The 23,299-nt window shown below is 53.7% G+C and carries 25 protein-coding genes and 3 pseudogenes; 17 read left to right on the top strand and 11 right to left on the bottom strand.

The window, feature by feature from the left end:
• Nucleotides 1-125 precede the first annotated feature (125 nt).
• Nucleotides 126-623: a helix-turn-helix domain-containing protein gene (locus ASE80_RS13675; protein ID WP_043205197.1), complete on the bottom strand. Its 498-nt coding sequence runs from the start codon at nt 621-623 to the stop codon at nt 126-128.
• Between the two features lie 258 nt (nt 624-881).
• Between ASE80_RS13675 and ASE80_RS13670 the strand changes: the two genes are divergently transcribed.
• The 3 genes from ASE80_RS13670 (at nt 882) to ASE80_RS13660 (ending at nt 2,245) form a co-directional block, all read left to right on the top strand.
• Nucleotides 882-1,277: a DUF6957 family protein gene (locus ASE80_RS13670; protein ID WP_043205199.1), complete on the top strand. Its 396-nt coding sequence runs from the start codon at nt 882-884 to the stop codon at nt 1,275-1,277.
• Nucleotides 1,278-1,324: 47 nt separating this feature from the next.
• Nucleotides 1,325-1,771: a hypothetical protein gene (locus ASE80_RS13665; protein ID WP_012723693.1), complete on the top strand. Its 447-nt coding sequence runs from the start codon at nt 1,325-1,327 to the stop codon at nt 1,769-1,771.
• A 90-nt stretch (nt 1,772-1,861) separates the two neighbouring features.
• Nucleotides 1,862-2,245: a hypothetical protein gene (locus ASE80_RS13660; RefSeq protein WP_056859381.1), complete on the top strand. Its 384-nt coding sequence runs from the start codon at nt 1,862-1,864 to the stop codon at nt 2,243-2,245.
• 86 nt (nt 2,246-2,331) lie between these two features.
• On the opposite strand, the gene ASE80_RS13655 is transcribed toward ASE80_RS13660, so the two are convergent.
• Nucleotides 2,332-3,153: a DUF6602 domain-containing protein gene (locus tag ASE80_RS13655; RefSeq protein WP_056859380.1), complete on the bottom strand. Its 822-nt coding sequence runs from the start codon at nt 3,151-3,153 to the stop codon at nt 2,332-2,334.
• A 324-nt stretch (nt 3,154-3,477) separates the two neighbouring features.
• Here ASE80_RS13655 and ASE80_RS13650 point away from each other — a divergent pair, with 324 nt between their 5' ends.
• From ASE80_RS13650 to ASE80_RS13645, 3 genes and pseudogenes are all read left to right on the top strand, one after another.
• Nucleotides 3,478-5,925: a UvrD-helicase domain-containing protein gene (locus ASE80_RS13650; protein WP_056859379.1), complete on the top strand. Its 2,448-nt coding sequence runs from the start codon at nt 3,478-3,480 to the stop codon at nt 5,923-5,925.
• Between the two features lie 180 nt (nt 5,926-6,105).
• Nucleotides 6,106-6,300 (top strand): annotated as a pseudogene (locus tag ASE80_RS31420) (2-oxoadipate dioxygenase/decarboxylase family protein); the annotation flags it as partial.
• A 403-nt stretch (nt 6,301-6,703) separates the two neighbouring features.
• Nucleotides 6,704-6,982 (top strand): DUF3892 domain-containing protein, encoded by a 279-nt coding sequence (locus ASE80_RS13645; RefSeq protein ID WP_056859378.1) that lies wholly within the window; start codon nt 6,704-6,706, stop codon nt 6,980-6,982.
• Between the two features lie 109 nt (nt 6,983-7,091).
• On the opposite strand, the gene ASE80_RS13640 is transcribed toward ASE80_RS13645, so the two are convergent.
• The 4 genes from ASE80_RS13640 to ASE80_RS13625 all read right to left on the bottom strand — a co-directional run bounded on the left by ASE80_RS13640 (nt 7,092) and on the right by ASE80_RS13625 (nt 10,774).
• Nucleotides 7,092-8,294, bottom strand: coding sequence for an XRE family transcriptional regulator (locus ASE80_RS13640; protein WP_056859377.1), 1,203 nt, complete (start codon nt 8,292-8,294; stop codon nt 7,092-7,094).
• Complete coding sequence (locus ASE80_RS13635; RefSeq protein WP_056859376.1) at nt 8,291-8,929, bottom strand: hypothetical protein; 639 nt, start codon at nt 8,927-8,929, stop codon at nt 8,291-8,293. The genes ASE80_RS13640 and ASE80_RS13635 overlap by 4 nt, the downstream gene beginning before the upstream one ends.
• 146 nt (nt 8,930-9,075) lie before the next feature.
• Nucleotides 9,076-10,356, bottom strand: a complete 1,281-nt coding sequence (gene umuC, locus ASE80_RS13630) for a translesion error-prone DNA polymerase V subunit UmuC (RefSeq protein WP_056859375.1) — start codon at nt 10,354-10,356, stop codon at nt 9,076-9,078.
• A complete protein-coding gene (locus ASE80_RS13625; RefSeq protein WP_056859374.1) occupies nt 10,343-10,774 on the bottom strand; it encodes a LexA family protein in 432 nt (143 codons plus the stop codon). The genes umuC and ASE80_RS13625 overlap by 14 nt, the downstream gene beginning before the upstream one ends.
• A gap of 99 nt (nt 10,775-10,873) precedes the next feature.
• On the opposite strand from ASE80_RS13625, the gene ASE80_RS13620 reads away from it, so the two are divergent.
• Nucleotides 10,874-11,584: an SOS response-associated peptidase family protein gene (locus tag ASE80_RS13620; RefSeq protein WP_056859373.1), complete on the top strand. Its 711-nt coding sequence runs from the start codon at nt 10,874-10,876 to the stop codon at nt 11,582-11,584.
• 256 nt (nt 11,585-11,840) lie between these two features.
• The gene (locus tag ASE80_RS30125) at nt 11,841-12,500 is read left to right on the top strand and encodes a hypothetical protein (RefSeq protein WP_082463614.1); all 660 of its coding nucleotides are present in this window, start codon (nt 11,841-11,843) and stop codon (nt 12,498-12,500) included.
• A 69-nt stretch (nt 12,501-12,569) separates the two neighbouring features.
• Here the strand turns inward: ASE80_RS30125 and ASE80_RS13615 are convergent, their stop codons facing one another.
• Nucleotides 12,570-12,905: a hypothetical protein gene (locus tag ASE80_RS13615; protein WP_056859372.1), complete on the bottom strand. Its 336-nt coding sequence runs from the start codon at nt 12,903-12,905 to the stop codon at nt 12,570-12,572.
• Between the two features lie 170 nt (nt 12,906-13,075).
• Nucleotides 13,076-13,570 carry a hypothetical protein gene (locus ASE80_RS13610; protein ID WP_056859371.1) on the bottom strand — a complete coding sequence of 165 codons (495 nt, stop codon included), beginning with the start codon at nt 13,568-13,570 and terminating at the stop codon, nt 13,076-13,078.
• A 267-nt stretch (nt 13,571-13,837) separates the two neighbouring features.
• Here ASE80_RS13610 and ASE80_RS13605 point away from each other — a divergent pair, with 267 nt between their 5' ends.
• The 3 genes from ASE80_RS13605 (at nt 13,838) to ASE80_RS13595 (ending at nt 15,565) form a co-directional block, all read left to right on the top strand.
• A complete protein-coding gene (locus tag ASE80_RS13605) occupies nt 13,838-14,254 on the top strand; it encodes a hypothetical protein (RefSeq protein WP_003191464.1) in 417 nt (138 codons plus the stop codon).
• A gap of 204 nt (nt 14,255-14,458) precedes the next feature.
• The gene (locus ASE80_RS13600; RefSeq protein ID WP_003191463.1) at nt 14,459-14,743 is read left to right on the top strand and encodes a hypothetical protein; all 285 of its coding nucleotides are present in this window, start codon (nt 14,459-14,461) and stop codon (nt 14,741-14,743) included.
• A gap of 282 nt (nt 14,744-15,025) precedes the next feature.
• Nucleotides 15,026-15,565 (top strand): hypothetical protein, encoded by a 540-nt coding sequence (locus ASE80_RS13595; RefSeq protein ID WP_177336521.1) that lies wholly within the window; start codon nt 15,026-15,028, stop codon nt 15,563-15,565.
• A gap of 330 nt (nt 15,566-15,895) precedes the next feature.
• Here ASE80_RS13595 and ASE80_RS13590 read toward each other — a convergent pair.
• Nucleotides 15,896-16,474, bottom strand: a pseudogene (locus ASE80_RS13590) (serine hydrolase); the annotation flags it as partial.
• A 105-nt stretch (nt 16,475-16,579) separates the two neighbouring features.
• On the opposite strand from ASE80_RS13590, the gene tnpA reads away from it, so the two are divergent.
• From tnpA to tnpC, 3 genes are all read left to right on the top strand, one after another.
• Entirely contained in the window at nt 16,580-16,912 is a 333-nt protein-coding gene (tnpA, locus tag ASE80_RS30735) for an IS66-like element accessory protein TnpA (protein ID WP_003173944.1), read from the top strand.
• Nucleotides 16,909-17,244, top strand: coding sequence for an IS66 family insertion sequence element accessory protein TnpB (gene tnpB / locus ASE80_RS31415; protein WP_003177794.1), 336 nt, complete (start codon nt 16,909-16,911; stop codon nt 17,242-17,244). The genes tnpA and tnpB overlap by 4 nt, the downstream gene beginning before the upstream one ends.
• Before the next feature lie 81 nt (nt 17,245-17,325).
• On the top strand, nt 17,326-18,855 hold the full coding sequence (gene tnpC, locus ASE80_RS13575) for an IS66 family transposase (RefSeq protein WP_056859370.1): 1,530 nt from the start codon (nt 17,326-17,328) through the stop codon (nt 18,853-18,855).
• Nucleotides 18,856-18,872: 17 nt separating this feature from the next.
• Here the strand turns inward: tnpC and ASE80_RS13570 are convergent, their stop codons facing one another.
• Nucleotides 18,873-19,331: a winged helix-turn-helix transcriptional regulator gene (locus ASE80_RS13570; protein WP_003429427.1), complete on the bottom strand. Its 459-nt coding sequence runs from the start codon at nt 19,329-19,331 to the stop codon at nt 18,873-18,875.
• A gap of 195 nt (nt 19,332-19,526) precedes the next feature.
• On the opposite strand from ASE80_RS13570, the gene ASE80_RS13565 reads away from it, so the two are divergent.
• Nucleotides 19,527-20,474 (top strand): aromatic alcohol reductase, encoded by a 948-nt coding sequence (locus ASE80_RS13565; RefSeq protein WP_003173940.1) that lies wholly within the window; start codon nt 19,527-19,529, stop codon nt 20,472-20,474.
• A 307-nt stretch (nt 20,475-20,781) separates the two neighbouring features.
• Here the strand turns inward: ASE80_RS13565 and ASE80_RS13560 are convergent.
• A pseudogene (locus ASE80_RS13560) lies at nt 20,782-21,123 on the bottom strand (serine hydrolase); the annotation flags it as partial.
• 252 nt (nt 21,124-21,375) lie between these two features.
• On the opposite strand from ASE80_RS13560, the gene ASE80_RS13555 reads away from it, so the two are divergent.
• Together ASE80_RS13555 and ASE80_RS13550 are read left to right on the top strand one after the other, a co-directional pair.
• Nucleotides 21,376-22,176 carry a GNAT family N-acetyltransferase gene (locus ASE80_RS13555; protein WP_032900661.1) on the top strand — a complete coding sequence of 267 codons (801 nt, stop codon included), beginning with the start codon at nt 21,376-21,378 and terminating at the stop codon, nt 22,174-22,176.
• A 727-nt stretch (nt 22,177-22,903) separates the two neighbouring features.
• A complete protein-coding gene (locus ASE80_RS13550; RefSeq protein WP_056859369.1) occupies nt 22,904-23,203 on the top strand; it encodes a hypothetical protein in 300 nt (99 codons plus the stop codon).
• Nucleotides 23,204-23,299 lie beyond the last annotated feature (96 nt).

Below are 23,299 nucleotides of genomic sequence, written 5' to 3'. Positions count from 1 at the left end.
ACATGATGTAAAACAATGACTTGGCAGATCTAACGATTTTGGGCGAATTTCTGTCTAGTACGGCTTTTTTGTATCTGCGCTCGAATCGCTTGCAGACGGCAAGCGATAAACTTGCTTTTTCCCCATCACTCATCTGCGCCAGAGTCGGTAGCATTAATCCTCTTCCAGTATCGATGGACAGTCGATAGAGCTAGGCCGGTCTCGCGTGCAATCTGCGATTGATTCATCCCTGCCGCTTTAAGCTCGCGAACGACGCTTTCGCTCTGTCTATTCTGAGGCTTGCCTGGGTTACGGTGGGCGACCTCTCCGTCAGGGAGCTGCTCAGCAAGAATTTCCAGACCTCCTTCTTTCTCGAAAGCTCGGAGCTGCTTTAAAGCAGTCTCCATAAGAGCGGTATAGGGGGTATTTAGCTTTTTGGACATGCATAGAGCTAGGAGCGCTAGAGGGTCTATTCGAAGGCCCTCAGCAAGGCTCTCGAACTTCTCAAGAGTGATGCTTGTTTCGCCACGCTCGAGGGCGCTGAGCTTGGATTTCGCGGAGGCGTCGGAAAGATCTTCGTGTCGAAGCTGACGCTGCAGGCGCAGGGCCCTGATTGCGCCTGCGAGAGCGATTCTAAGTTGCATGGCTTACTCAAAAGTCAGGATATAGCCACACAGGAGGGTTTCCGTTAAATATCAAAATGAGGTAGTATTGCGCATGGTTTGATTTGAAAGCAGAATTCACCAGCCCTTTAGCTGCATCCGCAAAGTCATTCTTGGCAATTTATGGAAAATGTAGGTGAGCGGTCAGCACTCCATGGAGTGCAGCGGGCTGGCCGTTCAGTGAGCCTCAGAGCCTCGTGCGTACGATCTATCGCTCCTAACCAATTCAAGAGGCTGCACATGGTTGAAGTTATTGATGAGGGGCTTTTGGAAGGCAGTGGAGTTCCTTTAGCTGGCTCAGAACTCAGTCTGGAAGACGCAATGGCTGCAGCCAGAAAACGCTACAAATGGATGCCCCTCTGCGCCGTAGAAGAATGGACAATCCTAGACGCCATCGTCACCGACGCCGAGCGAACCAAAGTATCCGCTGCCGGATGCCAGCCAATGTTTATGTTTGCCCACAAGGTCGTGGATGACGAGCAAAGACGTTTTGAACCCGGCCACTGGGTCAGGTCGAGTATGGGCACTGCGTTCAACGACGGCTTTCTGTTCGAAACACGGAATAGCGTCTATGTGCTGCTCGGGCCGGGTCATCGCAAATCAGCAACCATCAAAGAGATCTTCTCTCTATTTTGAATTAACCAACCGGGCTGCTTTGCGTCCGCAGAAAACTGAGGCACCTGATGTTCAGAACTGAAGACTCAGACGCTATTGGCGTTCCAGGATTGTTCGGCGAAGGCTTGATGCACTGGCAGGGTGTGTCACGGGTGCTTAGATCGCACTGGTATCACCTGACCGTCCGAATCACCGAGCAAGGTCGCAGCACCGAGTTCACAAGGATGATTGAAGGTGAGCACAGACTGCAGCAATTACTTGTGCAGCAAAATGCAGGGGAAGTGATAGTCGACGTGCAAGTGGTTACCCCGCCTTGGATGAATAACTGCGATGCCTGGGGTATGTATCGCGTCGTTAAGGTGACTATTGGTGACGATAATAACGACTTTGAAGTCAGCGTGATCGAGGTGGACAGTGGGGCTGTTTACCACAACTCACACCGCCCAGGTTTTCAAATTCAGTTACTACAGAACTGCCGGCCAATTTTTCTCGAATCCATGATTCGATCAGTCTGAAAATTACCAACAATCTTGCACGATACCAACGCGTCTGGTTCCGTGCGGAATTCCTGATAACGCCTTGCGGAATAGCACCGGAGCGCAATGATGCTCGACACCATTGATGTCACTTTTCACGGAAAACGCCATACAGATTTCGATCTCAAACGTATCATTAAAGCCCAAGAGCAAGGCTTTGATGTGCCGGTTACCGCTTACCTTTGTGGCGTTTCCATCAGGTCGCGCGCAGGTATCGGTGTAGTGTTTGGCCACAAGCGGAAAGACCAGTACGGTCGGTTTGGCGATGGTCATTTGATCCGCACTTCCGACGTGTTGAAAGTCGAACGCGAGGGGAGGTTTTGGGTTATGACGACCGAGAACTCGCGGTACGTACTTGCAACGTTCCAGAGGGGCAATGGGCGAGCCTCCCTGCGTGATTATCTGAGAGTCTCAAAGGGGCAGTACCATTTCACTCCGCGCCTGTTGCAGTAATATTCTCGAGTCAAATGCGATGCCATAGGTGTGAATTTCCGAGCCGCTGCCACTGGCCATTTTCCATTTAAGGCCTAGAGCTTAAGTCAGGTTTTGCGGTTGAGGAGGTTATCGAGGAACGTGGTGCTCAGTGGCCCCGTCCAATCTATCGGTAGAAGGTCGATCCAACTTAGTGCCTGAAGAAGGATTACCAACCCCAAGCCGTATGCGTTTGCGGGGGCTGGCTCCACGCACAGTGGCGCACCGAACTTGGTGTCGTAAAAGAGGGACGATTGAATACCGTCCGGCCCCATGTATACAGTAGGAGTCGCGAGGTGGTCATTACCCAGAATCATCAAATCAGGGACGTGCTCTCCCTTGACGTTGTGAACGGAAATGTCCGGGGAGTATTTGCGTGCAAAGACTGCACAGAAAGGCTGGTTCTTAAGTGGAGGGTAAGTGCGGGGCCAGTCCCTGACCCTTCCGTGATAGATCGGCCCATCCACTTGATACTCAGGGTTGGTGCGACCTCGACGTGTGAGCAGTAATTTCTTCACCGCTTCGATTTGGCTGATCGCCGTTGCCAATACCGCAGAATCCGAGATCGAATGCTTGCACTCGATGTAGGCATACACTGCGTCAACCGGGATTTGTTCTTTTACCGGAAACTGGCGGCTCATACCGGAGCGTAGGGTAGGGCTGGACATCTTGTCGTAGATGATAAGGTCATCCCCGGCCTTTTCGCCATTTTCAGCGACGACAAAACCCCGGCACACGCCGTACTTGGCCGGCAGAATATCCTCCAGCAAAGCGCATATGGCGATCTCGAATTCATTCCCAAGGTCAAAGTTGTAAATCGCCTCGATGTCCTGCAACCTCGCTTCGACTTTCCTGGCCAACCTCTCAATGTATCCACCGTATGAGTTCATTGATCCTCCTCCAGTTGCTCGATGTCCGTCTGCCCAAGACTCCAATCCTCCGGACTAACACAGGGTCTGGCAAGTCAGGACATGCTGCGGTTAGGCGCTCGGGCTGTCGTGACCTCAGCTTTAGAAGCTTGACGTTGCAGTTGTGGTGGTAATCTACGCGCTTATATCGAAGAGGCGGCGCCCGGATTCCTGGCACGCTCTAAGCCTGCAGGGAGCTCTTAGCTAGTGGATTCGCGATCAAACAACCCTCATTCTCAACCACCACAGATTGATTCGTCAGCTGACAACGTTACCTTGAAGTCTGGCCGTAGCCTGCAGTTCGCCATGCGTAGATTTTTCAGCTGGCTCACCAATGCCATTCTGGACTTCGTCGGATTTCAACAAGCCTCTGCTTGGAATGCGGGTCGTCTGCTCGGTATCGAAGAGGGGAATAGCAGAGGCTTAGAGGAGGGCTTCTCTCAGGGGCATACCCAAGGACTCGACGACGGAAAGCTAATTGTTGAGTTGCGTCCTGGCACACCTACTACTCCCGCTTCACCGGGCATCAAAGAACTTGCACTATTCAAAGACTGGAGATTTGCAATCACTCCAGAAATGGCTGCTGAGATTCGGCAGGATGTGAAGCAATATCTTCCTGATCAACCTCCTTCTGAAGATCAGTGGAAGATGATCTTGTCCACTACTCCGACCACCTCTGTAGTTGCGGGCGCTGGTAGCGGTAAGTCGACCACCATGGTGTTGCGGTTAATCGTTCTATACCACTACCTCAAAATTGATTTGTCGTGTCTGACAGTTGTCACTTTCACAAAAGAATCTAAGCTGGATTTCGCGAAGAAAGTCCGCGAGGTGTTTGACCTTTGGGGTTATGAAGTCAGCGAGAAAAAATCTCTTGAGATTGTCCGCACGTTCCATTCCCGTATTCTGTCATTCGCCAAAAGCATCGATGGTCTAAGTGATGTAAAGGCTTTCGAGTTTCTAGACAACAAGCCAGGTGAGGACGAAAAGGACGGTTCGATGCTGAATGTCAAGCTGGGCGAAACCCAGCTCGATCTGATGAACGCGACATACCACGAGCTTTACGAAACCAACACGGAGTTTCGCTCACTGATCGGAGACCTTTACCAGCGCTCACTATTGCTAGCTGAGATGGATAAAGACCATCCAGACGTTCTAGAGCGCCAGGACAAGGCTTGGCAAATGGCGAATATCGATGATGCGTTGTGTGCTCAACTTGAAGGTCTTTGGGAAGCTGCCGGTCATTGGCCAATTGATGGGATAGAGCCTGTACAGAAGACCGTCCGCCTGCTTGGGAAAAACTTCCGCGTGAACGGATATATTCCCGAGTTCGATACATACGTGATACTAGGAGTCGACGATACCGAGCCAAATGACATCAAGCTTGATCACCAGTACGGCTGGTTCATGCGCAAGCATGTGCGCGACAAGCGGACGCTGTTTCAGGCCTTTTGCAGTCCACGGGTTGTCTACCTGAACAGTTATGTCGATGCATCTCAGTCGGTTGACGCGCTCAAAGGTCGGATAATTGGATGCCCGAAATTCCAATACAAGGTCAGGGGAGACATAAGTTCGAGCTATATTTTGGAAGCTTTTTTTTCCAATGCCTCTTTCATCGAAAACCTGGGTTTGGACGCCATTGAGGCAATCAAAAATATGACCCTAAACAAGGGTGAGCCCGACATCCAATTTTTCCATGCGATGAGCATTTACTGGGCCGCGTTCAACGAACGACTGCTGCAGATGAGCCCGCCGGTAATGACGTTTAACAGTATGTTTGCGATGTTCAGCGAACGTGGTCAGCAAAATTTTAAGGCAGTACCGGACAGCGTACTTCGCCCGATGACAACGCTTCTCATCGACGAATTCCAAGATGTGGGGGCGAACACAATTTCGTGGGTCAGGGCGACCTTCAAGGAAATCGAACTGCGCGGGTTGGCCGCTAAAACCTTGGGCGCCCCAGCTTATGCTTCGGTGATGGTGGTAGGGGACGATTGGCAAAGCATCTATGGATGGCGTGGCAGCTCTCCACGTTTTCTGATGGAGTTCGGCAAGGAGTTTAGGTCGCCGAAACAGACACAGGTGTTCATGCAGGAAAACCATCGATCACACCAAATGGTGGTTGATGCGGCAGAAGCAATCGTCAACCAGACACCAGGTTTTGAAAACAAGCACGGTGTTGCCGTTAACAAGCGTGTGATCGGCAACCAGATACCGGTAGAGGTTCGAGAGCTTGACTGGGAACACCTAGTCCAGATGGCCGAACACCATTACGACGCTGGCCACTCGATCCTTATTCTTTACCGTAAACGCGACACCAAGAAAGATGCCAAAGCAAAACTCAGCGACGTCATTGAGAGAGCTCGTGAAGACAAGCGAGACAAGGCCATCAAGTTTCTGACCTATCACTCCTCGAAGGGTTTGCAGGCCGACGCCGTCTTCTTGCTGGGGGATTGCGAGGTCACCACATCATCGCCTTCGAGAAACGATTTCTATGCCCAGGCCGGTATGGCGAATCCGGGCGAGCCCTGCGGTTACGACAGGGCACAGCAGCAGGAGGCGCTGCGAACAGCCTACGTAGCCATCACTCGGGCCATCACCTACTGCTATTGGTATGGTTCCTGGGACGAAAAGGTACCTGCGTCGGAGAAGGCAAGCCGTTATATCAAGGGGAATCAGGCCTATTGGAATGTTGTGACTCCCCGTCCTGCCCCCCCTTCAGATGGAATCAAACGCAAAGCAGTCAAAGGACGCTAGCTAGGGCCTTTGTTCGTCTTAATCTGATATCTGTAGGCGATTTGCGCTAATACAGAAAAGCGCAGTGGCTGAGCGGTCAGGCGGTTTGAGCTATATCCTCTTCTAGCTCCCGCACTGCCTTGCTGGCTTTGATCTCAAAGCGACGTTCCACCTCCGCGTCACTCAGCTTAAGCGCATCATCGCCTAGACCTTGAGCGTCATGGCGCAATCCGTATAGGTACCGCCGAGGAATTGTCGACCATGGGCCGCTTGTTCGCGGTGATGGGCATGCAGCCGGTGGGCTACTACGATTTAACGCCTGCCGACGTGCCAGTGCACTCCACTGCATTTCGCGCGGTCAACGAGGCCTCGCTGCGCATTAGTCCATTTCGCATGCTTATACGAAGACTTTCTGCCCATGAGCGCGGCTGGCATCTTCTAGTCCAATCTAGTCGACAACGCTCAAGCACGTTATGCAGAGATAGCGAACCGCGATGCTTTTCATCAAGCATTGGGCGGGGACGCTTTGGATGACTTGCAGGTTTACGAGCGCACTCAGACGGTGTCGCTCCAAGGCGCGTTGAATGCTTTGGGAGTAGCCGAGGCTGCTACCGTCTGAGCCCGCTTTAGCCCGGTATCCGTCGCTCCTACACCTAGCTCTACGCTGGGGGCGGGCGGGTGAGTTGATGGGCGTGTAGTCCCGGAAGCGTGCCAATTGCAGACTTACGTTGATTTCAATGTGCCACTACCAGCATCATGATCCAGCGAGGGATCCACATTGAACAACAAGGAAATGAACATGACTGATTTTTATATCTGTGCCATCCATCGAGACAAACCGGGTGGCCACATCCAGCAAGTCAAAGTCATCAAAAGTGGCAAAGCCTTGAAGATGATCGCCGACCGTGCATTCGTTGCAGAGCTCATCACGTTGGGCAATACGAAGTTCAAGACGATTTTTATGGAAAACGGTGCGTGGCGTAACGGCGCTGATGTCCACGTAGTGGACGGTGAGTTCCTGGCAACTGATCGCAACGCTCGTAAAGAAGACAACCTCGAAAGTCTCCCTACTTTCTAATACTTAGAAAGCGCAACTCATCCCTCGCCCCCGAATCCACTGTCGACCTGCTGGCCTTTCATTTTGCCGAGATGAATTTTGCAACCAGCTCCAGGTACATGACAGTGGTTCAGCCACCCCGATTGAAGGGAAGCACCACTGCGCTATCTCCAGATTTGACGGATGGATCGCCGCTAACCATGGACTTCAATTTGGCCAGATGGAAAACGGAAGCTTTCCCCGACAGATAACGCTCCGGCAGGCCCGCAAGCTTTTCGACATCATTTGCAGCCAAACCGATATAGCTAGATACCGACTCAATCGGCATAACCCCAGAAGACGATAACAACTCGATAGTGCGCTTGAGAAGTCGAGGTTGTTCAGGGGCGCGCGCATCATCACCTGGCTCGGATTTAGCCCCCCACCTAGCTGACCTTCGCTTAAACAAAACAAGCTTCGCATCAGCGTCGAGGATCTTGAGCGCCTCGAGGCGCATGATCATTGCCGCAACGGAGACGCCCCAGCGCTGCTTGAGCAACAGAAGGCTATCAAGTGTGACCGGAGTCCTCACATCGGCTGCAAACGTTTCTGCTGGCAGTAGGAAAGCGCCGGCGAACCTGTGAGCCTGTGCCTCCATCAACTTGTAGCGCTCGGGATCGGTTGAGCGGTCTATGCCTTTGTGAAGGATGAGGTGGCCTAGCTCGTGTGCCAGGTCAAATCGACTGCGAAAGCCATTACCTTTGTCGGCTGACAGAAGTATCAGTGGCCGTTGAAGTTCGTAGCTCCATGCAGAAAGGCCTTCAATCGGCGCGATACCCGTTTCCTCTCGCACTACGATAATACCGGCACCTTCTACAGCCAGTGCCAAATCAGGAATTGCACGACGACCAAGACTCCAGAGATCTCTGCATTCACTGGCAGCCTCCTCGATGTCGGAATTAGCGATTTGCTGAGGATCGGTGAAGGATCTGACCGGAAGATTTACATCGGGAAAGTCCACGAATTCGTTCATCGCCAAGACGATGTCCTGCGTCCATTCTAGCCGGGCTTCCAGCATCGCCCTCGCAGAAACGTGGGCAGACGCATTACTTCGGAAAAGAGGCAACGAACCCTTCTTAGGAAGAGGACGGGTGAACCATTCAGGACTGACATTGATGACCTTGGAGAGGCTATCAAGCGCCTCCGCTTCGGGCGCCTGCTGTCCAGACTTCCACTTGCTGATCGTGGCTGGCGATACGCCGACCATGGCAGCGAGCTGTACTTGCGAAAGCGCGCGGGCAGCCAGAGCTTGAATCAATCGACCTGGCTGGAAATCTGTAATGCCCCGGCTCATGCTTCTTCCTGTCCTCCGAGCTCGACGAAGCTCGTTTTGAGTTTTACTGTTGCGTTGTCGGCCTGTTTCGGAGCCGCATCATAGCGATTTAGGAACTGGCTCAAAGTTTCCCGAAACAGCCATCCGTCCATTTTTGGATTGGGTACTGCGATGTAGACCTGCAGTGGCTTCTCAGGGTGGTGATGCAGTGAACCACTGAAGCCTGCGACGAAGAAAAACGCCCCCGAGGTCACATCCAGTGGCTCAAAAAGAGATGGCTGCACCAGTTGGCTCATGGCCTCATTGGCTTCAGCCAGCTCACGTCGGATGGTGCTGCGAGTGGGGCGATTCCAGTTCGTCGTACTCATGTTCAAGCGCGCAAATTTGAACATCCCTGCCACGCCCACGATCACGCGGTTGCCTTGAGAGGAAATCAGCTCAGCATTGGATGCTTCCAGCAAATCACTGAAGCGCTCGTTCATCTGGATGTGCCGCATGTACCCCAGCGCAGTTTTCCGCTGCTTTTTACTGACGTCTTTCGTCAACCCAAAGGCTTGTAGCGCACCTGCGGCAAAGGCGTCTTCGACACCCATCACAAGGTCACGCGGAACGTTGGCAATTAGCAAAGCGGCGATAGCTTCTGGGTTCGGGCTCATCTAGTGGTGCTCAGGTTTCGGTTTTCGAGATTATATACCTGAAAAATTTCGTGTGTGTAGGTTTTTGTGTGATTTAGATGCTGTGAAGCGCTTTAATATCGGTTTTGCTCATGCCGTCGCCAAAGGGCACAGATGAATCGTGCGTATCATTTAGCTCTGACCGTCCACAACTGATCTACCTTCGTCGTATAACTTTGGCTCATCAGCTCCCGACGCATCGCCCAACCAGGCGCGACAGGCACGCTAGCCACCCGCAGCACTCCTTTTCCCCAGCGGCCATTAATCTCATCCAGAAGGCTCATGACCTTGTCCGCCATCACGGGCTGGGAATGCGCAAACAGGTCATCAGTGAATTCGCCGGGCTGGCGCAAGTCCATCAGCAGAACTTCCGCCTTGCTGTATTTGAAGCCTGGTCGGAAGAGGCGATTGACCGCTTCGGTTGCAGCCTTGGTCATGAGTCGAACGTCGTTTGTCGGGTAGGGTAGTTCAACGAGTGCGCCGTTCGCGTACTTCGCTTCTTCGGGATTGAACATGCCTGTCCTGATACTCACGCGGATCTTCTTGCACAGCGAGTTTTGCGCTCTGAGCTTTTCCGCCGCGCGTTGGGTGTAGGTGGCGACGGCTTCCTTGATCGGCTCGATCTGTGTGAGTCGTGTGCCGAACATTCTGCTGCAGCAGATTTCCTGCTTGGGCGGGTCAGCTTCCCCCAGTTCCAGACATGAAATGCCGGCGAGCTCGCGCGCGGTCTTTTCGATCACTACGCTGAATTTCCGACGAAGCATCGTAGGGTCGGCTTTCGCTAAATCCATTGCGGTCTTGATTCCCATGACCTCCAGGTGTGCCTTCATGCGCCGGCCCACCCCCCAGACCTCGCCGACATCGGTGTTGCGCAGCGTCCAGTCCCGTTTGAACGGGTCGCACAGATCCACCACACCACCGGTGATATCCAACAGCCTTTTGGCGGTATGGTTGGCGAGCTTGGCCAGCGTCTTGGTGCGTGCGATGCCTACACCGACAGGAATGCCTGTGCGTTTGAGAAGCGTGGATCGCATGTGCCGTCCGAATGCAGACAGATCTCCAGGGATGCCAGTTAGATCGGCAAACGCCTCATCAATGCTGTAGACCTCTAGCGCTGGCACCATCGACTCAATGATCGTCATGACGCGCTCACTCATATCGCCATAGAGCGCGTAATTACTGCTGAAGGCCACGATTCCATGCCGGCGTAGATGGTCTTTGATCTGGAAGTACGGCTGGCCCATTTTCACAAAAGGCTTGGCGTCGTAGCTGCGCGCAATCACACAGCCATCGTTGTTGGACAGCACCACGATAGGTGTCTTTGCTAGGTCGGGTCTGAACACTCGCTCGCAGCTCGCATAGAACGAGTTGCAGTCAATCAGGGCAAATACAGGTTCACGTGTTGTCATGATCGCGCACGCTGTATTTCACCACACCCCAGATCACGAGCTCATCGCCCTCCATGACATGTCTTGCCGGATATTTCGGATTCTCCGACAGGAGGAGTACGGCGTTCTCACGCAGAAGTAGGCGCTTGCAGAAAGGCTCCGAGTTCAGCGCGGCGATGACGATATCGCCACTGACCGCATCGATGCTTCGATCAACCACCACCAGATCCCCTGAATAGATTCCTGCGCCCTGCATACTGTCTCCGTCGATCCTCACCAGGTACACGTGCGGGGCTCGAATATCGAACAGCTCATCAAGGGAGATGTGCTTTTCGATGTGATCAGCCGCAGGGGAGGGGAAGCCCGCCGGCACCTTGGATGAATAAAGGGGCAGCTTTTTACCGCCAGTAGCGAGTGGGCCGAGGATGGTGACGCTCATGATGCAAGCCTTAAAGTGGTAGACTGTACGTATATACAGTTAACGATTTGCTTCGCTTGCGGTCAATCTCATAAGCATCACTATTCGACGGGTGACAGCATGTGCGGACGCTACTCGATCTACGAATCGATGGATCATTATCTGAAGGAGCTCGCGCCAGAGCAGCTTGTGATCAACGGCTACGATCTTTGGCCAGTGGAGCGATACAACGTCGCACCCTCAACCCGCGTGGAAATTATTCGGCCCGTAGATGAAAAGCTGAGCATTGATAAGGTGAAATGGGGATGGTCGCCATTTTGGGCGAAAGGAAAGCGCCCTGATCCGATAAACGCCAGGGTTGAAACAGTCATGAGCGGGAAATTCTTCAGTCATCTCTGGCCAAACGGTCGCGTGCTTGCACCGGCAAACGGGTGGTTTGAGTGGGTCAAAGATCCGGCTGATCCAAAGAAAAAGCAGCCTTACTTCATAACCTTGAAGGAGCAGGCTCCGATGTTCTTCGCTGGTTTAGCTGAGGTTCACCAGGGCCTGGAGCTAGACCCTCGCGACGGCTTCGTCATCATCACCGCCGCCAGTGATCAAGGGATGGTAGATATCCATGATCGGAAACCGCTGGTTTTGGCCCCTGAGCACGCCCGCGAATGGATCGCCTCAGATACTTCCCCTGAACGCGCGCGGGAAATCGCGATGAAACACTGCCGGCCTGCCACCGATTTTCATTGGTATAAGGTGAGCAAGGCTGTGGGTAGCGTTCGTAATCAGGGCCCAGAATTGGTTAAGCCGCTCTCAGGGGCGTCAGACGTCGATGAATGATCAACCTGAGTCGTACATCCCGTTGGCTGTAGATGTTGATGGACGGCAACTGGAGCGTTGTCCTGCCTGTCCATGAGTAGTTCCCGTCAGCTTTCATCAAGAACGGACATCGCTTAGATCAATCACCAGTTTTGACACCCGGCATACCCGAGACCGCCCAGGTAGCGTCTGGTACTGTAGGAGTCATATGGTGGGATTATTCGCCCCGAAGAGTTGGACACCATTAGGGTGGCATGACATAAATTAAGGACAAAATATGTTCAGCAAATCTCAGATCATTACCATCCCAGTCCTGATCTCATCGGTACTTTTACTCACCGGCTGCCCCCCATCACCGGAATTCACCCGATGGGAACGCACTTCGACCTCTGTAGATGGTGTAAGAGCCGCAATGGCAGAATGTGGCGACCCTGTGGCAGGGCCACAAAACCATTTCCCAATAAACGAACAGATAATTCACTTTCAATGTATGCAGCGCCTCGGTTTTACCCGCAAGGACGGCTTTGAATACTGTGAAATAATGGAGAATATGCCAGCCTGCGTCGAAAAAAGGCAGGGTCGTCCGCTCAGTTTGTCGCAGCTCGAAGCGTTGCCGTTTGTAGAAGATGAAGCATTTCATCCAATCAAGCCTAATTCTGGTCGGGATGAACGTATGCAGGTCTCATGGCGTAAAGCGGGAGCATCACGCCATTTCGAATTCGAGGTAGCCAATGATAGTGAAGCCCTGCCAGTGATGTATGCGTGCGGCTATGCGAAACCACTTGGGTCGAATCTGGACGTCGCCAGCATCGGGCGCACTGCAGAAGTGCAACGCTGCATGATTGATCATGGCTTTGAGCCCAAAAATAAAATTATGCTTGTTTGCCAGACTTACCCACAAGTGACGGGCTGTTCGTCGACAACGCCACCGAGTTGATGCAGATAGAGAGCAGAGCCAAGGGGGGCGCTCGTTAGAGATAGAGAGCTCATCGGCCAGTTGCGTCGTCTACATCGATTTAACCGATACGACATCCACGTACTTGTACTTCTTCCTAGCAGCCTTCACAGCCTCTTGCTCAGCAAGCAACGAGCTCAACGTATCAGCCTCGTGAATCAATTCGATCATTTTCCCTTCAAACTCGTTTCCAACACGTAACGTGACCCTCAGCCTTGGCGTAAATGCTTTCGCCACGTTCTTCTTCACTTGGGGAGCTTCTGCTGGCTTTGTAGGTACCATTTCTGGCTCAGGCTCCTGTACTTGAGGCGCAGACACCTGGTCTTCGGGCTGAGGCGTACCGAATAGGGCACGACGCATTTCTTCTTCAGTTAATTCAGAGCTCATAGAACATCTCAAAGGGGGCGGTAATCAGCTCGACGAATTCTACTAGGATGGCTGCTCCAGCGTGTCCTCTGGAAGCATGTATACCCACTGTGAATTCGGGCTACGTGCTCGCAACATTTCAACGTGGTAGTGGGCCTGATAGCGATAAAAATGATGCAACGTAAGCTAGGCTATTGAGGGCTTAAGGGGGCATCGCAATGGTTGTCTGGCTTCGTCTTCGACAACTGAGTGAACTGCTCCAATGCGTTTTGGAAGGCCTCCAATGCGAAGCTTACCGGCTTGCTCTCGGCGATCCATTTTGTCGAGATTCCAACTTCCAGTTTGTCCGAAATACTTCGACCGAAGCGCAGCCAGTGTACGGTGTCAGCCTCGATTACCTGCTCAGCGACCAAGACGATACAGTCGAAATTCATGTCATCGCTACAGACCAGCAACGGCACGATTGTGGAGCTTCCATCCTCCGCCGGGATGATGCGACGGTTCGCAAGAGCGTCTTCGTCTTCGTCGATAAGCCAGATCAGAGAAAGACCAAGGCTTGCGACGTCTGACCATTCGAGATGAGTGGACAGCCATTGCTCAATTCCAATGCCGTCAATCATTAACCATGCGCAAGCGCTCCTGGCGAATCCAGGTCGGTAGTAAGCGGCGCTGATAACTTGATTCATCGCGAAGTCCTTCAATGCAGTGCGGCGGTGTCACAGAGAATGATGATACTCCAGTGATATCACCCTACGCGTCAGATCACTACTCTCGGACGCTTGAAGGGCAGCCTATATTGCACCTGGACGGACGGGCAGATTTCAACCTTGGTACAACGATGAGGACGAGGTCGGATTGTGAGCATCTTTTCCCGTCGGGCTTCCCTGACAAGCTGCTCCTCCGATTGTAATCAGTTACGATCCTGACGACTCATCAACAATCGAGATCGTGTCATGCAAGATGGCTGCTGGCCCTTCCATCTCTTCGGTGCCAATTTTGCCACTGAATCCGAGGCGAAGAAATTTGTGTTTGAGCAGTGGGAGCCAGAGCCCCCTGAAAGCGTAAGCGAAGCCGAGTACATTTCGTGGGAAGACCGCAATCCAACCTGGCGTCTAGCGGAGGAGCTGGGGTTCTCTATGGATTCAGATTTCGTTGAGCTTGCCGGCACCCCACAAGACGTCATAGCGCAAATCCGCAGTCAGTCCGAGAGAGTGTTGGTCAGCTCTAGGGTAGGAGAGTTCACGCATTTTATAATGGTGGGTTCGAATGCCATCTGGGGTGACCGTCGTTCGACTTCTACCCAAGTAGAGCCGCTGGTGCGCTTGCCGGAGAGCACTGCAACCATCACATATCTCGGCCTGTTCAACTGAGCTGACGGCCTCATAGGTTAGGCCCGTTTTTGACCAGGCGCAGGCACTGGACTAAGGCTAAAATTGTCCTCATTTGGGGCGGATGACGATTCAACCAGACGTGAAATTATGACCAGACAGCTTGTCTACCAACGAATACGAAATCGAATTGTCGAGCTACTTGAGTGGCTGATCGAGTGCGAGAATGAGCCACCTCGGTGTGGTATGAATGAGTTAATCAATTCATGGGAAGATTGGGTGCCAACTCCGTCGCCAAAAGGATACTTCGTCGATCAGGGGTTCACTCCAATGCAGAGCGTTTTTTTGGTAAATGTAAGCGCAGCCATCGAGGATTTTTGCGAAGCAACACCTGAACTCATAGAGAACGACGCTGCGGCAATTGCGCTCCCTCAATGGCGCCTTGTCATCGCTGCTGCCAAGCCGACGCTATCTGCGATGAAAGCGAGTACCAAAATGTCGGAGGAGAGTGACGACAGGCTCGAGCGTTGAGTTGCTGGCTCTTTAAGCAAGGTATTGCGTACGATTTTGCCAGGGTGCAGCAATCGGTCAGAAATAGGTAAGCGTCCAATCAAGTCATCTACCGATCCAGTTATCAGCACGAGGATGACTGCTTTTCGCCCATGCCGTAAGGTTCGCTACCAAAATCGCCACAGCCTTCCAGTGGTGGTAATACAGCAAGGAGAGCGAACAATTAACACCTTCAAATCATCAGTTCAAAACGTATCTGCGGCCATAGGCCTCATCGCAGCAGTGACAGTCGGCGGATGCGTCATGATCCCTTACGACACGCCGGAATCAAAAGCCCAAATCCAGCGCGATCTGAAAATTGCACCATCGGATATTCAAGCCGTATCGGAAACTAACTGGTGCTTGTTCCCATATGGAAGCGAAGGCAGCTGCAGGGCCACTCAAGGCCTGGGAGTGTTGACCAGCAAAGGCCTGATCCTCAGCCTCTACAACAACCACACCTACACTGAAACCGCACGCATCCTCCCAGAACAAGTGCAGTGCGTGAAGACAGTTGGTGGTCGCACTGGAGTCGAACCGTTCGTTGTATTCACCAAAGACCGAGCGATCATGCTCGCCGTCATTACGCCGGGTGGGCAAATGAATGTGCCTGTGAAAGTCAGTTTCTTTGATTATCTGACGAAGCCAGGGCAGCACGTCTTCACTGGGACGGATGGCGGATATGTGCGCAAGTCGGGTCGAAAGCAAAGCGTAGGCGGAATGGTGTCAGGCACTGCCATCCCGTGGCATACAACACTCGACGTAACCGAGGTTTTTAACCCTTGCCCGCAGGTTACAGATTAACGAGGACTGGCGCGTTCCATCGCAAGCGGTGCGCGCATGCCGAAGCCCGTAGGTGTGAAGGATGAATGCCCGAAGGGCCGAGCCCCCCCCGGCGGCTCGGCTCGCGAAAGCCGCCCTTGAAGAGGCTGGTTTCGAATGCCATCTGGGGCGACCGACGTTCGACCACTACCGATGTAGAGCCGCTGGTGCGCTTACCGGAGAGCACCGCAACCATGTCATATCTCGGTCTGTTCAACTCAATTTGACTGCTCGAAAGGGCATGTCTGCGTTTGCATACGACTGCGCGCTTTCGACCCGAAGCGGTCATCCGGCGAACCATAAGGCCTCCGGCTAAAGGATTTTGATGCCGTCACCCCCCTGTCGTAAAACTTGCATCAGTTGCCCAACAACGAGGGCTTCAACGGCACCTTCACTGGCATCCGCCTCAAAAGCAGCGCAGCAAGCCGATGCGTCGCCGTCGCAGATGCGGTAGACAGCAATGACGCTGCCTGGCCCGCAGCCTGTGTGCCCGGATAGAGAATACCCACCGTCAATCGAACCGTGCATCAAGCCGAGGCCGTAGCCCGGGGTGACCCATGGGCGCCCGGGAATCGGGCCGCCTAGTGTTCGTGCTGTCTGCATTTCCTTGAGCAAGCCCGCGCAGAGGAGATCTGCGCAGAGAAGTCGATCCAGAAAGAGCGCTGCTTGCGAAATCGGGCCGATCAACAAGCCATGGTAAACCCATGCGGGGTCATAATTTGAGGCGCGTCCAAGAGGGGACGTTTGTAAGTCGGCTCGTGTTTTAGCAAAGCGAACGTTCGAGATGCCCAGAGGGGAAAGAGCACGTTGAATCACCGCATCATCAAGCGCCAGATCAGTCAGCCGTTCAATTAGCCTGCCGATGAGTAAATAGCCGAAATTCGAGTAACGCCGTAACCGTCCGAGCAACACATCTTCCTGATGCCATCGGTTAAGGCGATGGTGTCCACCTAAATTTAAGTGGACACCATTTTTAGCCTTTTTAAGCGGACGCCCATGCCACAAGAACGCCGTTCCTATTCCAAGTCCTTCAAGGCCCAGGTCATTACTGAGTGCGCCCATCCTGACACTTCAATTGCCAATGTCGCCTTGACCCACAACCTCAATGCAAACCTCGTCCATAAATGGATTCGGGTGCATGCGCAGAAAAACCTGGCACTGCAAACTGCCTTCATCCCGGTCAAGACTTCGCCGCCGGTGCCGATGCATCAGGCCCTTCCTGCCACGATCCGAATCGAAGTGCCGCATCCAAAAGGTGTAGTCGTGGTGAGTTGGCCAGCAGAAAATGCAGCGGCGTGTTCTGCTTTCCTACGAGACCTGCTGCGATGATCCGCGTCGATTCCATCTGGCTCGCCACCGAGCCCATGGACATGCGCGCCGGCACTGAAACCGCGCTCGCACGAGTCGTGGCGGTGTTCGGTGCGGCGAAGCCGCACTGTGCCTATCTGTTCGCCAACCGCCGCGCCAATCGAATGAAAGTGCTGGTGCATGACGGCGTGGGGATTTGGCTTGCCGCCCGGCGTTTGAATCAAGGACGCTTCTTCTGGCCGGGTGTGCGACACGGCTCCGAAGTTGAGTTGGATGCCGAGCAACTTCAGGCCCTGGTGCTCGGTTTACCTTGGCAGCGCGTCGGTGCAGGCGGAATCATCTCGATGCTTTAACATCTGCCATGGCGTGCTTGCCAGCGCAATTGGCCCATCAGTCTATCGTCGCCATCAGCCCTCTCTGGCAAAATCGGCGGCATGACTTTGCATCCAAATCTCGATCAGTTAAACCCTGAACAACTGCGTGCCCTGGCGGCGCAGTTGATCCAGCGCGTCGAGACAATGGACAAGCAAATCACTCATCACAAGTCGGTCAACGAGAAACTGGCCCACGAGATCGCGCTGCTCAAACGCTTCAAGTTTGCCAAGCGCAGCGAGCAGTTGAGCCCGGATCAAGCCAGCCTGCTCGACGACTTGATCGATACGGATATCGCCGCTATCGAAGCCGAACTTGAGGCGCTGCAACCGGCACCTGTCGAAGCCAAAGTGCGCCAGCAACCCAAGCGCGCACCGCTGCCACCGCAGTTTCCTCGCACACTGATCCATCACGAACCGGACAACAGCCACTGCCAGTGCGGCTGCGCCCTCAAGCGCATCGGCGAAGACGCCAGCGAAAAGCTCGACTACACGCCCGGCGTATTCACCGTCGAGCGTCACATCCGTGGAAAGTGGGCCTGCGAGCAGTGTGAAACGCTAATCCAGGCGCCGGTACCGGCGCACGTCATCGACAAAGGCGTCCCGACCGCAGGCCTGCTGGCCCACATCATGGTGGCCAAGTTCGCCGACCATCTGCCGCTGTATCGCCAAGAGAAAATCTTCGGCCGCGCCGGGCTGCCCATCGCCCGTTCGACACTGGCGCAGTGGGTGGGTCAAACCGGCGTACAACTGCAACCGCTCGTGGAAGCACTGCGCGAGGCAGTGCTGGCCCAGCGAGTCGTCCATGCCGATGAAACACCCGTGCAGATGCTGGCACCGGGTGAAAAGAAAACGCACCGAGCGTATGTCTGGGCCTACTGCACGACACCATTCTCGGCACTGAAGGCGGTAGTCTACGACTTCAGCCCGAGCCGTGCTGGCGAACATGCGCGCAACTTCCTGGGCACTTGGAACGGCAAGCTGGTCTGCGATGGCTTCGCAGGCTACAAGGCCGGCTTCGAAGGGGGCATCACCGAAATCGGCTGCATGGCCCATGCTCGCCGCAAGTTCTTCGACCTGCATGTGGCGAACAAAAGCCAACTGGCCGAACAGGCGCTGCACTCAATCGGCGGCCTATACGAGGTTGAACGAAAGGCCAAAGAGATGAGAGATGAAGATCGCTGGCGATTACGTCAAGAAATGGCGATTCCTATCGCGGAGAAGTTGCATGAGTGGATGCTGGCTCAGCGCGAACTTGTGCCCGAGGGCTCGGCCACAGCCAAGGCTCTGGATTACAGCCTGAAACGCTGGGTAGCGCTGACGCGCTACCTCAATGATGGTGCTGTGCCCATCGACAACAATCGGGTCGAAAATACGATCCGGCGTTGGGCCCTTGGCCGTTCGAATTGGCTCTTCGCCGGATCACTGCGCAGCGGTAAACGAGCGGCGGCAATTATGAGCTTGATTCAATCGGCACGCATGAATGGGCATGATCCGTTCGCGTATCTCAAGGATGTACTGACGCGGTTGCCGACACAGAGGGCCAGTGCAATTGACCAATTACTACCGCATCAATGGGCACAGGGCTCCTAACACGCTATGAGCTACATTCAGTCCGACGCGTCTGAATCTAATGGTGTCGATGGAGGTATTTGCCATGCGGGTTTTTTGTCATCCTGACTGTCGAAAATACGCCGCGCCTTGCGGAAATCCTCAACGTTCTCGACAACCCAAGTCCAGATAGGTGACATGCGGATCAACAGTCCCATACCCAGCGGCGTCAGCTCATACTCGACACGTGGCGGAATCTCACCGAACTCCCGCCGAACCACTAGCCCATCCCGCTCCATGGAGCGTAGCGTCTTGGTTAACATCCGCTGAGTCACCCCAGTCATCTGCCTTTTTATTTCGGCATGGCGCATCGTGCCGTAAACCCCCAGGGCATGCAGAATACCTAACGACCAGCGGCTACCTGCGTGAGCAAGCACTTCTCGTCTGACGCCATCATCGTCTTCTCTAAGCGTTCGGCAAATTGTTTCTGCCTGGCTGAGAGCCTCCTGATCGGTCATTTCNGCGTGAGCAAGCACTTCTCGTCTGACGCCATCATCGTCTTCTCTAAGCGTTCGGCAAATTGTTTCTGCCTGGCTGAGAGCCTCCTGATCGGTCATTTCATTCTCTGGTATCACAGGTGTGCCTTCTTACGAACGTTGCCTAATCGTGCAAGCATTTGTTCATCTTACAGGCAACAGGTCTCAGGAGAAATCATGACCGAAGTGACCCAGCTTTCCCCCCAATCCATTCTCGTTCTAGGCGCCGGTGAGCTTGGGCTGCCGGTTCTGCGCAATCTTGCGCGAGTAGCAAAGCGCGCGCCCGGCTCCACAATCAGCGTCCTGCTCAGGGATTCGACCATCAACACTCAGGTGCCCGAGAAAAAGGTCGAAATCGATGAGCTTCGAGATCTTGGCATCCAGATGGTGGCCGCAGATCTCGTGAATAATTCAATCGATCAGTTGGCTGAAGTGTTCGCACGGTTCGATACCGTAATAGGCTGCGCAGGCATGGTTGCAGGCCGGGAAACCCCGATGAAGCTGGCTACAGCAGCTCTCAAGTCCGGTGTGAAGCGCTACTTTCCTTGGCAGTTTGGTGTCGACTTCGAGGTAATCGGTCGGGGCAGTCCTCAAGATCTGTTCGATGCTCAGCTTGATGTACGCGAATTGCTTCGCGCCCAGGATAAAACTGAATGGGTAATCATCTCGACGGGTATGTTCACCAGCTTTCTATTCGAGCCAGTATTCGAGGTGGTTGACTTCGAAAACGATACCGTGAACGCGCTAGGCAGTCTTGAGACCAGCGTGACGCTCACGACTCCAGAAGACATTGGTGCGTTGACAGCGGAAATTGTTTTCTTCGAACCTCGCTTCCGCGATCAGATTGTGTACCTCTCGGGAGATACAGTGACGTACGGAGAGGTTGCGAGCCTCCTCGAACGTGTACTGGGTCGCCCGTTCAAACGTAACGTGTGGACTGTTCCGTACTTGCTCCAAGAATTGGAGAGAGACCCAACGCATCACATCAAGAAGTACCGCGCTGTGTTCGCCCAGGGCAGAGGCGTGGCCTGGCCTAAAGCAGGCACTTTCAACGCGCAGCAGTCGACTCAAGTCACGACCGCTGAGGAGTGGGCCCGTGCAAATCTGGCAACCTCATCAGCATAAGGGCAGTAGCTGAACGAACGTTCTCGCGCTCGGAGTTGACCTGCTAAAAAGCTCCTCAGTCTGATAATGGGCGCTGATAACCGAAGCTAAGGCGCGGAGAATGGGTCTGGTAATCCAAGACGACCGAATCTTTATCTTATCCGCACCATCTGCCGAGGTCTGAGGCGTCCCACTTCACTATCTATTGAGTTTTCTAAGCGCGAATTCCGAACCACGGTGACTTAACCAAGCGCTTACTAAAGCCTTGCAAATGAGCGTGGTTTTGAGGAGCACGGGGGAGAATGGTGTGGTCAAGGTGTGTCTGCCGGACGCTTACGTAACGCCAGCCGGTTCCGCAGGTGTATCGAAGTCGAGTACCGTCAAGGCGCCGCATCATTTCATCTGCCGTCCATGCTGGCTCACCGTTAGTAACGGCGGTGTGATACTCCGCAAGTTCTCCGTAATCAGCCAAGCCGGCCTCGTGCCGCAGTAGCTGGCGTAACGTGAAAGGGTGATCGGGAATGGGGTCGTCCAATCCGATCAGTCCGTCACGCACCAACGATAGGGCCGTCGCAGCCAAGACCGTTTTCGTGAAACTCCACCAGGGGGCGATCAGTTCCAATCGGTCTGGCGTTTGTGGCTGACCATTTGACAAGAGTGAAATGAGCATTGGCTTCCCTGGAATGTTGAGCGAATCGACAGCTCGACAAGATATCTCAATTACTCTTCTTCGCCGGGGTGACGTCAGCCGTTTGTGCTGTGCTGAACGACTGCTTCTGGCCGATTGCAGCCCTTCGCGACAGGCAGTTGTCGATCCCAAAGGCACACCGGAGCAGGTTATCTACCAGCTGTGTGTTTGGAGGTGTGTATTGTTGAATTTGCCGTTACCCTTCTGGGACATCACGCAATAAGGGCTATGCACATGAATGTCGGAATGGCTAATGCGATTGAGGCCGCAGAAAGCGAGTATTTGTGTGCCCGCGTCGAGAGTTTGTCTCGGATAAGTGGAAACCCTTTTGGTGCTCGTGTGTTTTTCAACGAAGCTTTTCCATGCTTTCAGGTGAAGGCATCACCTAGCCCGATGCTCAATCGCATCTACGGCGATAGTACCGACAGACCCAAGTCACTATTGAGCTTGCTCAAGGAATCAGCAGAGTATTCGACAGTAACGCCTCTTATCGGAAAGGCCTCGACTTTGGAACAGTACACTTTGGTGGGTGAGAAGCGGCTGGAGCGTCTGAGGGGGTGGACGCATCTGCAACTCGCGTGCACCATCGAAAATGTGGTCTTGAATCACCACTCATTCGAAATCGAAGAAGCCACCTCACAAACGCTTCTTGAGTTCGCAGCCGTGCATGCGAGTGGATTTCATACCAAGCCAGAGTATCTTCAGTTGAGCCAGGCTTCGTTCGCAGGACTGATGTCAAATGAACGTCTGAAAATGTACGTCCTTAAAGCTGATGGAAAGGTCGTGGCAGGAGCGTTGATGTACCTGGCCTGCAATGGAGTTGCCTACCTTGGGACGGCTGCCACCCGAAAAAATGCACGAGGCCAGGGCTACCATGGAGCCCTGATATCTCATCGGATAGAGCAAGCAAAAAAACACGGCAGTCTTGTGATCGCCGCAACCGCGCTTCCCAGCTCGCAAAGTCGCCGAAATTTGCAGCGTACAGGGCTAGCGACATCCCACGCTCAAGCGCTATATCGCCTGGTAGATAGCTGAAGTCTGCTCTTGGCCGATTGCAGGCTGTCATGAAGAGCTACTGCTGGCCGATTGCTGCCTGTCGTGAGGAGCAGCAAGCGACCCAAAGCGGACATTTGACAGAAATGTAAGCGGTAACGAATTTTTCACTGTGGCTCCAATTCTGACCATAAACAACTGCGCCCAATGCCGGCCATTAACGTACCGTAGTCTTCAAAATTACTGGCACTCACCTCATCCTGGCTCGTCCACGTTGCTTCACACTCTTCGCACACCCACAGCAAAATATTTGTGGAGCGCACCCGCATTGCTCGAACGTAACCTTGGCTGCACCTTTGGCACTCAATCAGCATACAAATAATCTCTGACAGGACTTAGATGTAGTCTAATCCTATCGGCTGCTTTTGGCCGATAGCTGTCAGTCGTTCCATAGGCAGCACGCCGTCGTGCACTGTGCCGGAATGCGTCTGAAGCCAGTGCTTTTCTTCCGTGCTGTGCTGATTATTGAGCTGGCAGTATTGGACAGGGGAGGGTGGGTTAAGGTTTATCCAAGCGCGGCCATCTGCATGTAAAACCAGGCGGGTCAGTCATGGGATTCCCCTTGTCTGTTCGTACTTGCGCCTTCAATTGTCCGACGTTGATCCGGGGCGTACTTTCCACCATTGGCGCGGTTGAGCTGCAGACGCTTGGAACGACCCGCTATGCCTGTATGTCTACCTGTGCCTACTCACGGGTAAGGTACAGTGCAATGGATAAGACAATCACCGTCGATCAACTGGCGACCACTGACCTGAGATCAATCAACGAGATATGGCTCGGCGGGACTCATACCCAGCTATGCCTATGGCGTGGCGAACAGGTCTTCACCCACGAGATGATGAGCGAGGGCACCCACGATCACAACGTCAGACGTCTTTGCGTGAAGGTGGTCAACCTTGGCGATCACGCTGCTGTGGCCAACGTTGAGTTGATGGTGCGCGAACGGCTGGAAAAGATGGGGAAGGAAGGCGAGTTTTATCCGGCTGAGGAGACGGACACTCATCGATAGCACCCAGCAGCTCTGGTAAAAAAATAGGGTCTCGGCTAGTCGTGAGTGCCTCAGTACGCCATTTGAGCATGTGTTGCGATTTCCGCTTTATGGGCA

This window comes from Pseudomonas sp. Leaf15, assembly GCF_001421425.1.
Taxonomy (GTDB): Bacteria; Pseudomonadota; Gammaproteobacteria; order Pseudomonadales; family Pseudomonadaceae; genus Aquipseudomonas; species Aquipseudomonas salomonii.
Note: the sequence above shows the minus strand (reverse complement) of the source record. Positions and strands in the feature narration are given on the sequence as shown.

Bases quoted from the DNA above. Each gene is read 5' to 3' on its own strand.
- ASE80_RS13675 (WP_043205197.1), bottom strand. From the start codon at position 623: ATGCAACTTAGAATCGCTCTCGCAGGCGCAATCAGGGCCCTGCGCCTG.
- ASE80_RS13670 (WP_043205199.1), top strand. From the start codon at position 882: ATGGTTGAAGTTATTGATGAGGGGCTTTTGGAAGGCAGTGGAGTTCCT.
- ASE80_RS13665 (WP_012723693.1), top strand. From the start codon at position 1,325: ATGTTCAGAACTGAAGACTCAGACGCTATTGGCGTTCCAGGATTGTTC.
- ASE80_RS13660 (WP_056859381.1), top strand. From the start codon at position 1,862: ATGCTCGACACCATTGATGTCACTTTTCACGGAAAACGCCATACAGAT.
- ASE80_RS13655 (WP_056859380.1), bottom strand. From the start codon at position 3,153: ATGAACTCATACGGTGGATACATTGAGAGGTTGGCCAGGAAAGTCGAA.
- ASE80_RS13650 (WP_056859379.1), top strand. From the start codon at position 3,478: ATGCGTAGATTTTTCAGCTGGCTCACCAATGCCATTCTGGACTTCGTC.
- ASE80_RS13645 (WP_056859378.1), top strand. From the start codon at position 6,704: ATGACTGATTTTTATATCTGTGCCATCCATCGAGACAAACCGGGTGGC.
- ASE80_RS13640 (WP_056859377.1), bottom strand. From the start codon at position 8,294: ATGAGCCGGGGCATTACAGATTTCCAGCCAGGTCGATTGATTCAAGCT.
- ASE80_RS13635 (WP_056859376.1), bottom strand. From the start codon at position 8,929: ATGAGCCCGAACCCAGAAGCTATCGCCGCTTTGCTAATTGCCAACGTT.
- umuC (WP_056859375.1), bottom strand. From the start codon at position 10,356: ATGACAACACGTGAACCTGTATTTGCCCTGATTGACTGCAACTCGTTC.
- ASE80_RS13625 (WP_056859374.1), bottom strand. From the start codon at position 10,774: ATGAGCGTCACCATCCTCGGCCCACTCGCTACTGGCGGTAAAAAGCTG.
- ASE80_RS13620 (WP_056859373.1), top strand. From the start codon at position 10,874: ATGTGCGGACGCTACTCGATCTACGAATCGATGGATCATTATCTGAAG.
- ASE80_RS30125 (WP_082463614.1), top strand. From the start codon at position 11,841: ATGTTCAGCAAATCTCAGATCATTACCATCCCAGTCCTGATCTCATCG.
- ASE80_RS13615 (WP_056859372.1), bottom strand. From the start codon at position 12,905: ATGAGCTCTGAATTAACTGAAGAAGAAATGCGTCGTGCCCTATTCGGT.
- ASE80_RS13610 (WP_056859371.1), bottom strand. From the start codon at position 13,570: ATGAATCAAGTTATCAGCGCCGCTTACTACCGACCTGGATTCGCCAGG.
- ASE80_RS13605 (WP_003191464.1), top strand. From the start codon at position 13,838: ATGCAAGATGGCTGCTGGCCCTTCCATCTCTTCGGTGCCAATTTTGCC.
- ASE80_RS13600 (WP_003191463.1), top strand. From the start codon at position 14,459: ATGAATGAGTTAATCAATTCATGGGAAGATTGGGTGCCAACTCCGTCG.
- ASE80_RS13595 (WP_177336521.1), top strand. From the start codon at position 15,026: ATGATCCCTTACGACACGCCGGAATCAAAAGCCCAAATCCAGCGCGAT.
- tnpA (WP_003173944.1), top strand. From the start codon at position 16,580: ATGCCACAAGAACGCCGTTCCTATTCCAAGTCCTTCAAGGCCCAGGTC.
- tnpB (WP_003177794.1), top strand. From the start codon at position 16,909: ATGATCCGCGTCGATTCCATCTGGCTCGCCACCGAGCCCATGGACATG.
- tnpC (WP_056859370.1), top strand. From the start codon at position 17,326: ATGACTTTGCATCCAAATCTCGATCAGTTAAACCCTGAACAACTGCGT.
- ASE80_RS13570 (WP_003429427.1), bottom strand. From the start codon at position 19,331: ATGACCGATCAGGAGGCTCTCAGCCAGGCAGAAACAATTTGCCGAACG.
- ASE80_RS13565 (WP_003173940.1), top strand. From the start codon at position 19,527: ATGACCGAAGTGACCCAGCTTTCCCCCCAATCCATTCTCGTTCTAGGC.
- ASE80_RS13555 (WP_032900661.1), top strand. From the start codon at position 21,376: ATGAATGTCGGAATGGCTAATGCGATTGAGGCCGCAGAAAGCGAGTAT.
- ASE80_RS13550 (WP_056859369.1), top strand. From the start codon at position 22,904: ATGGATAAGACAATCACCGTCGATCAACTGGCGACCACTGACCTGAGA.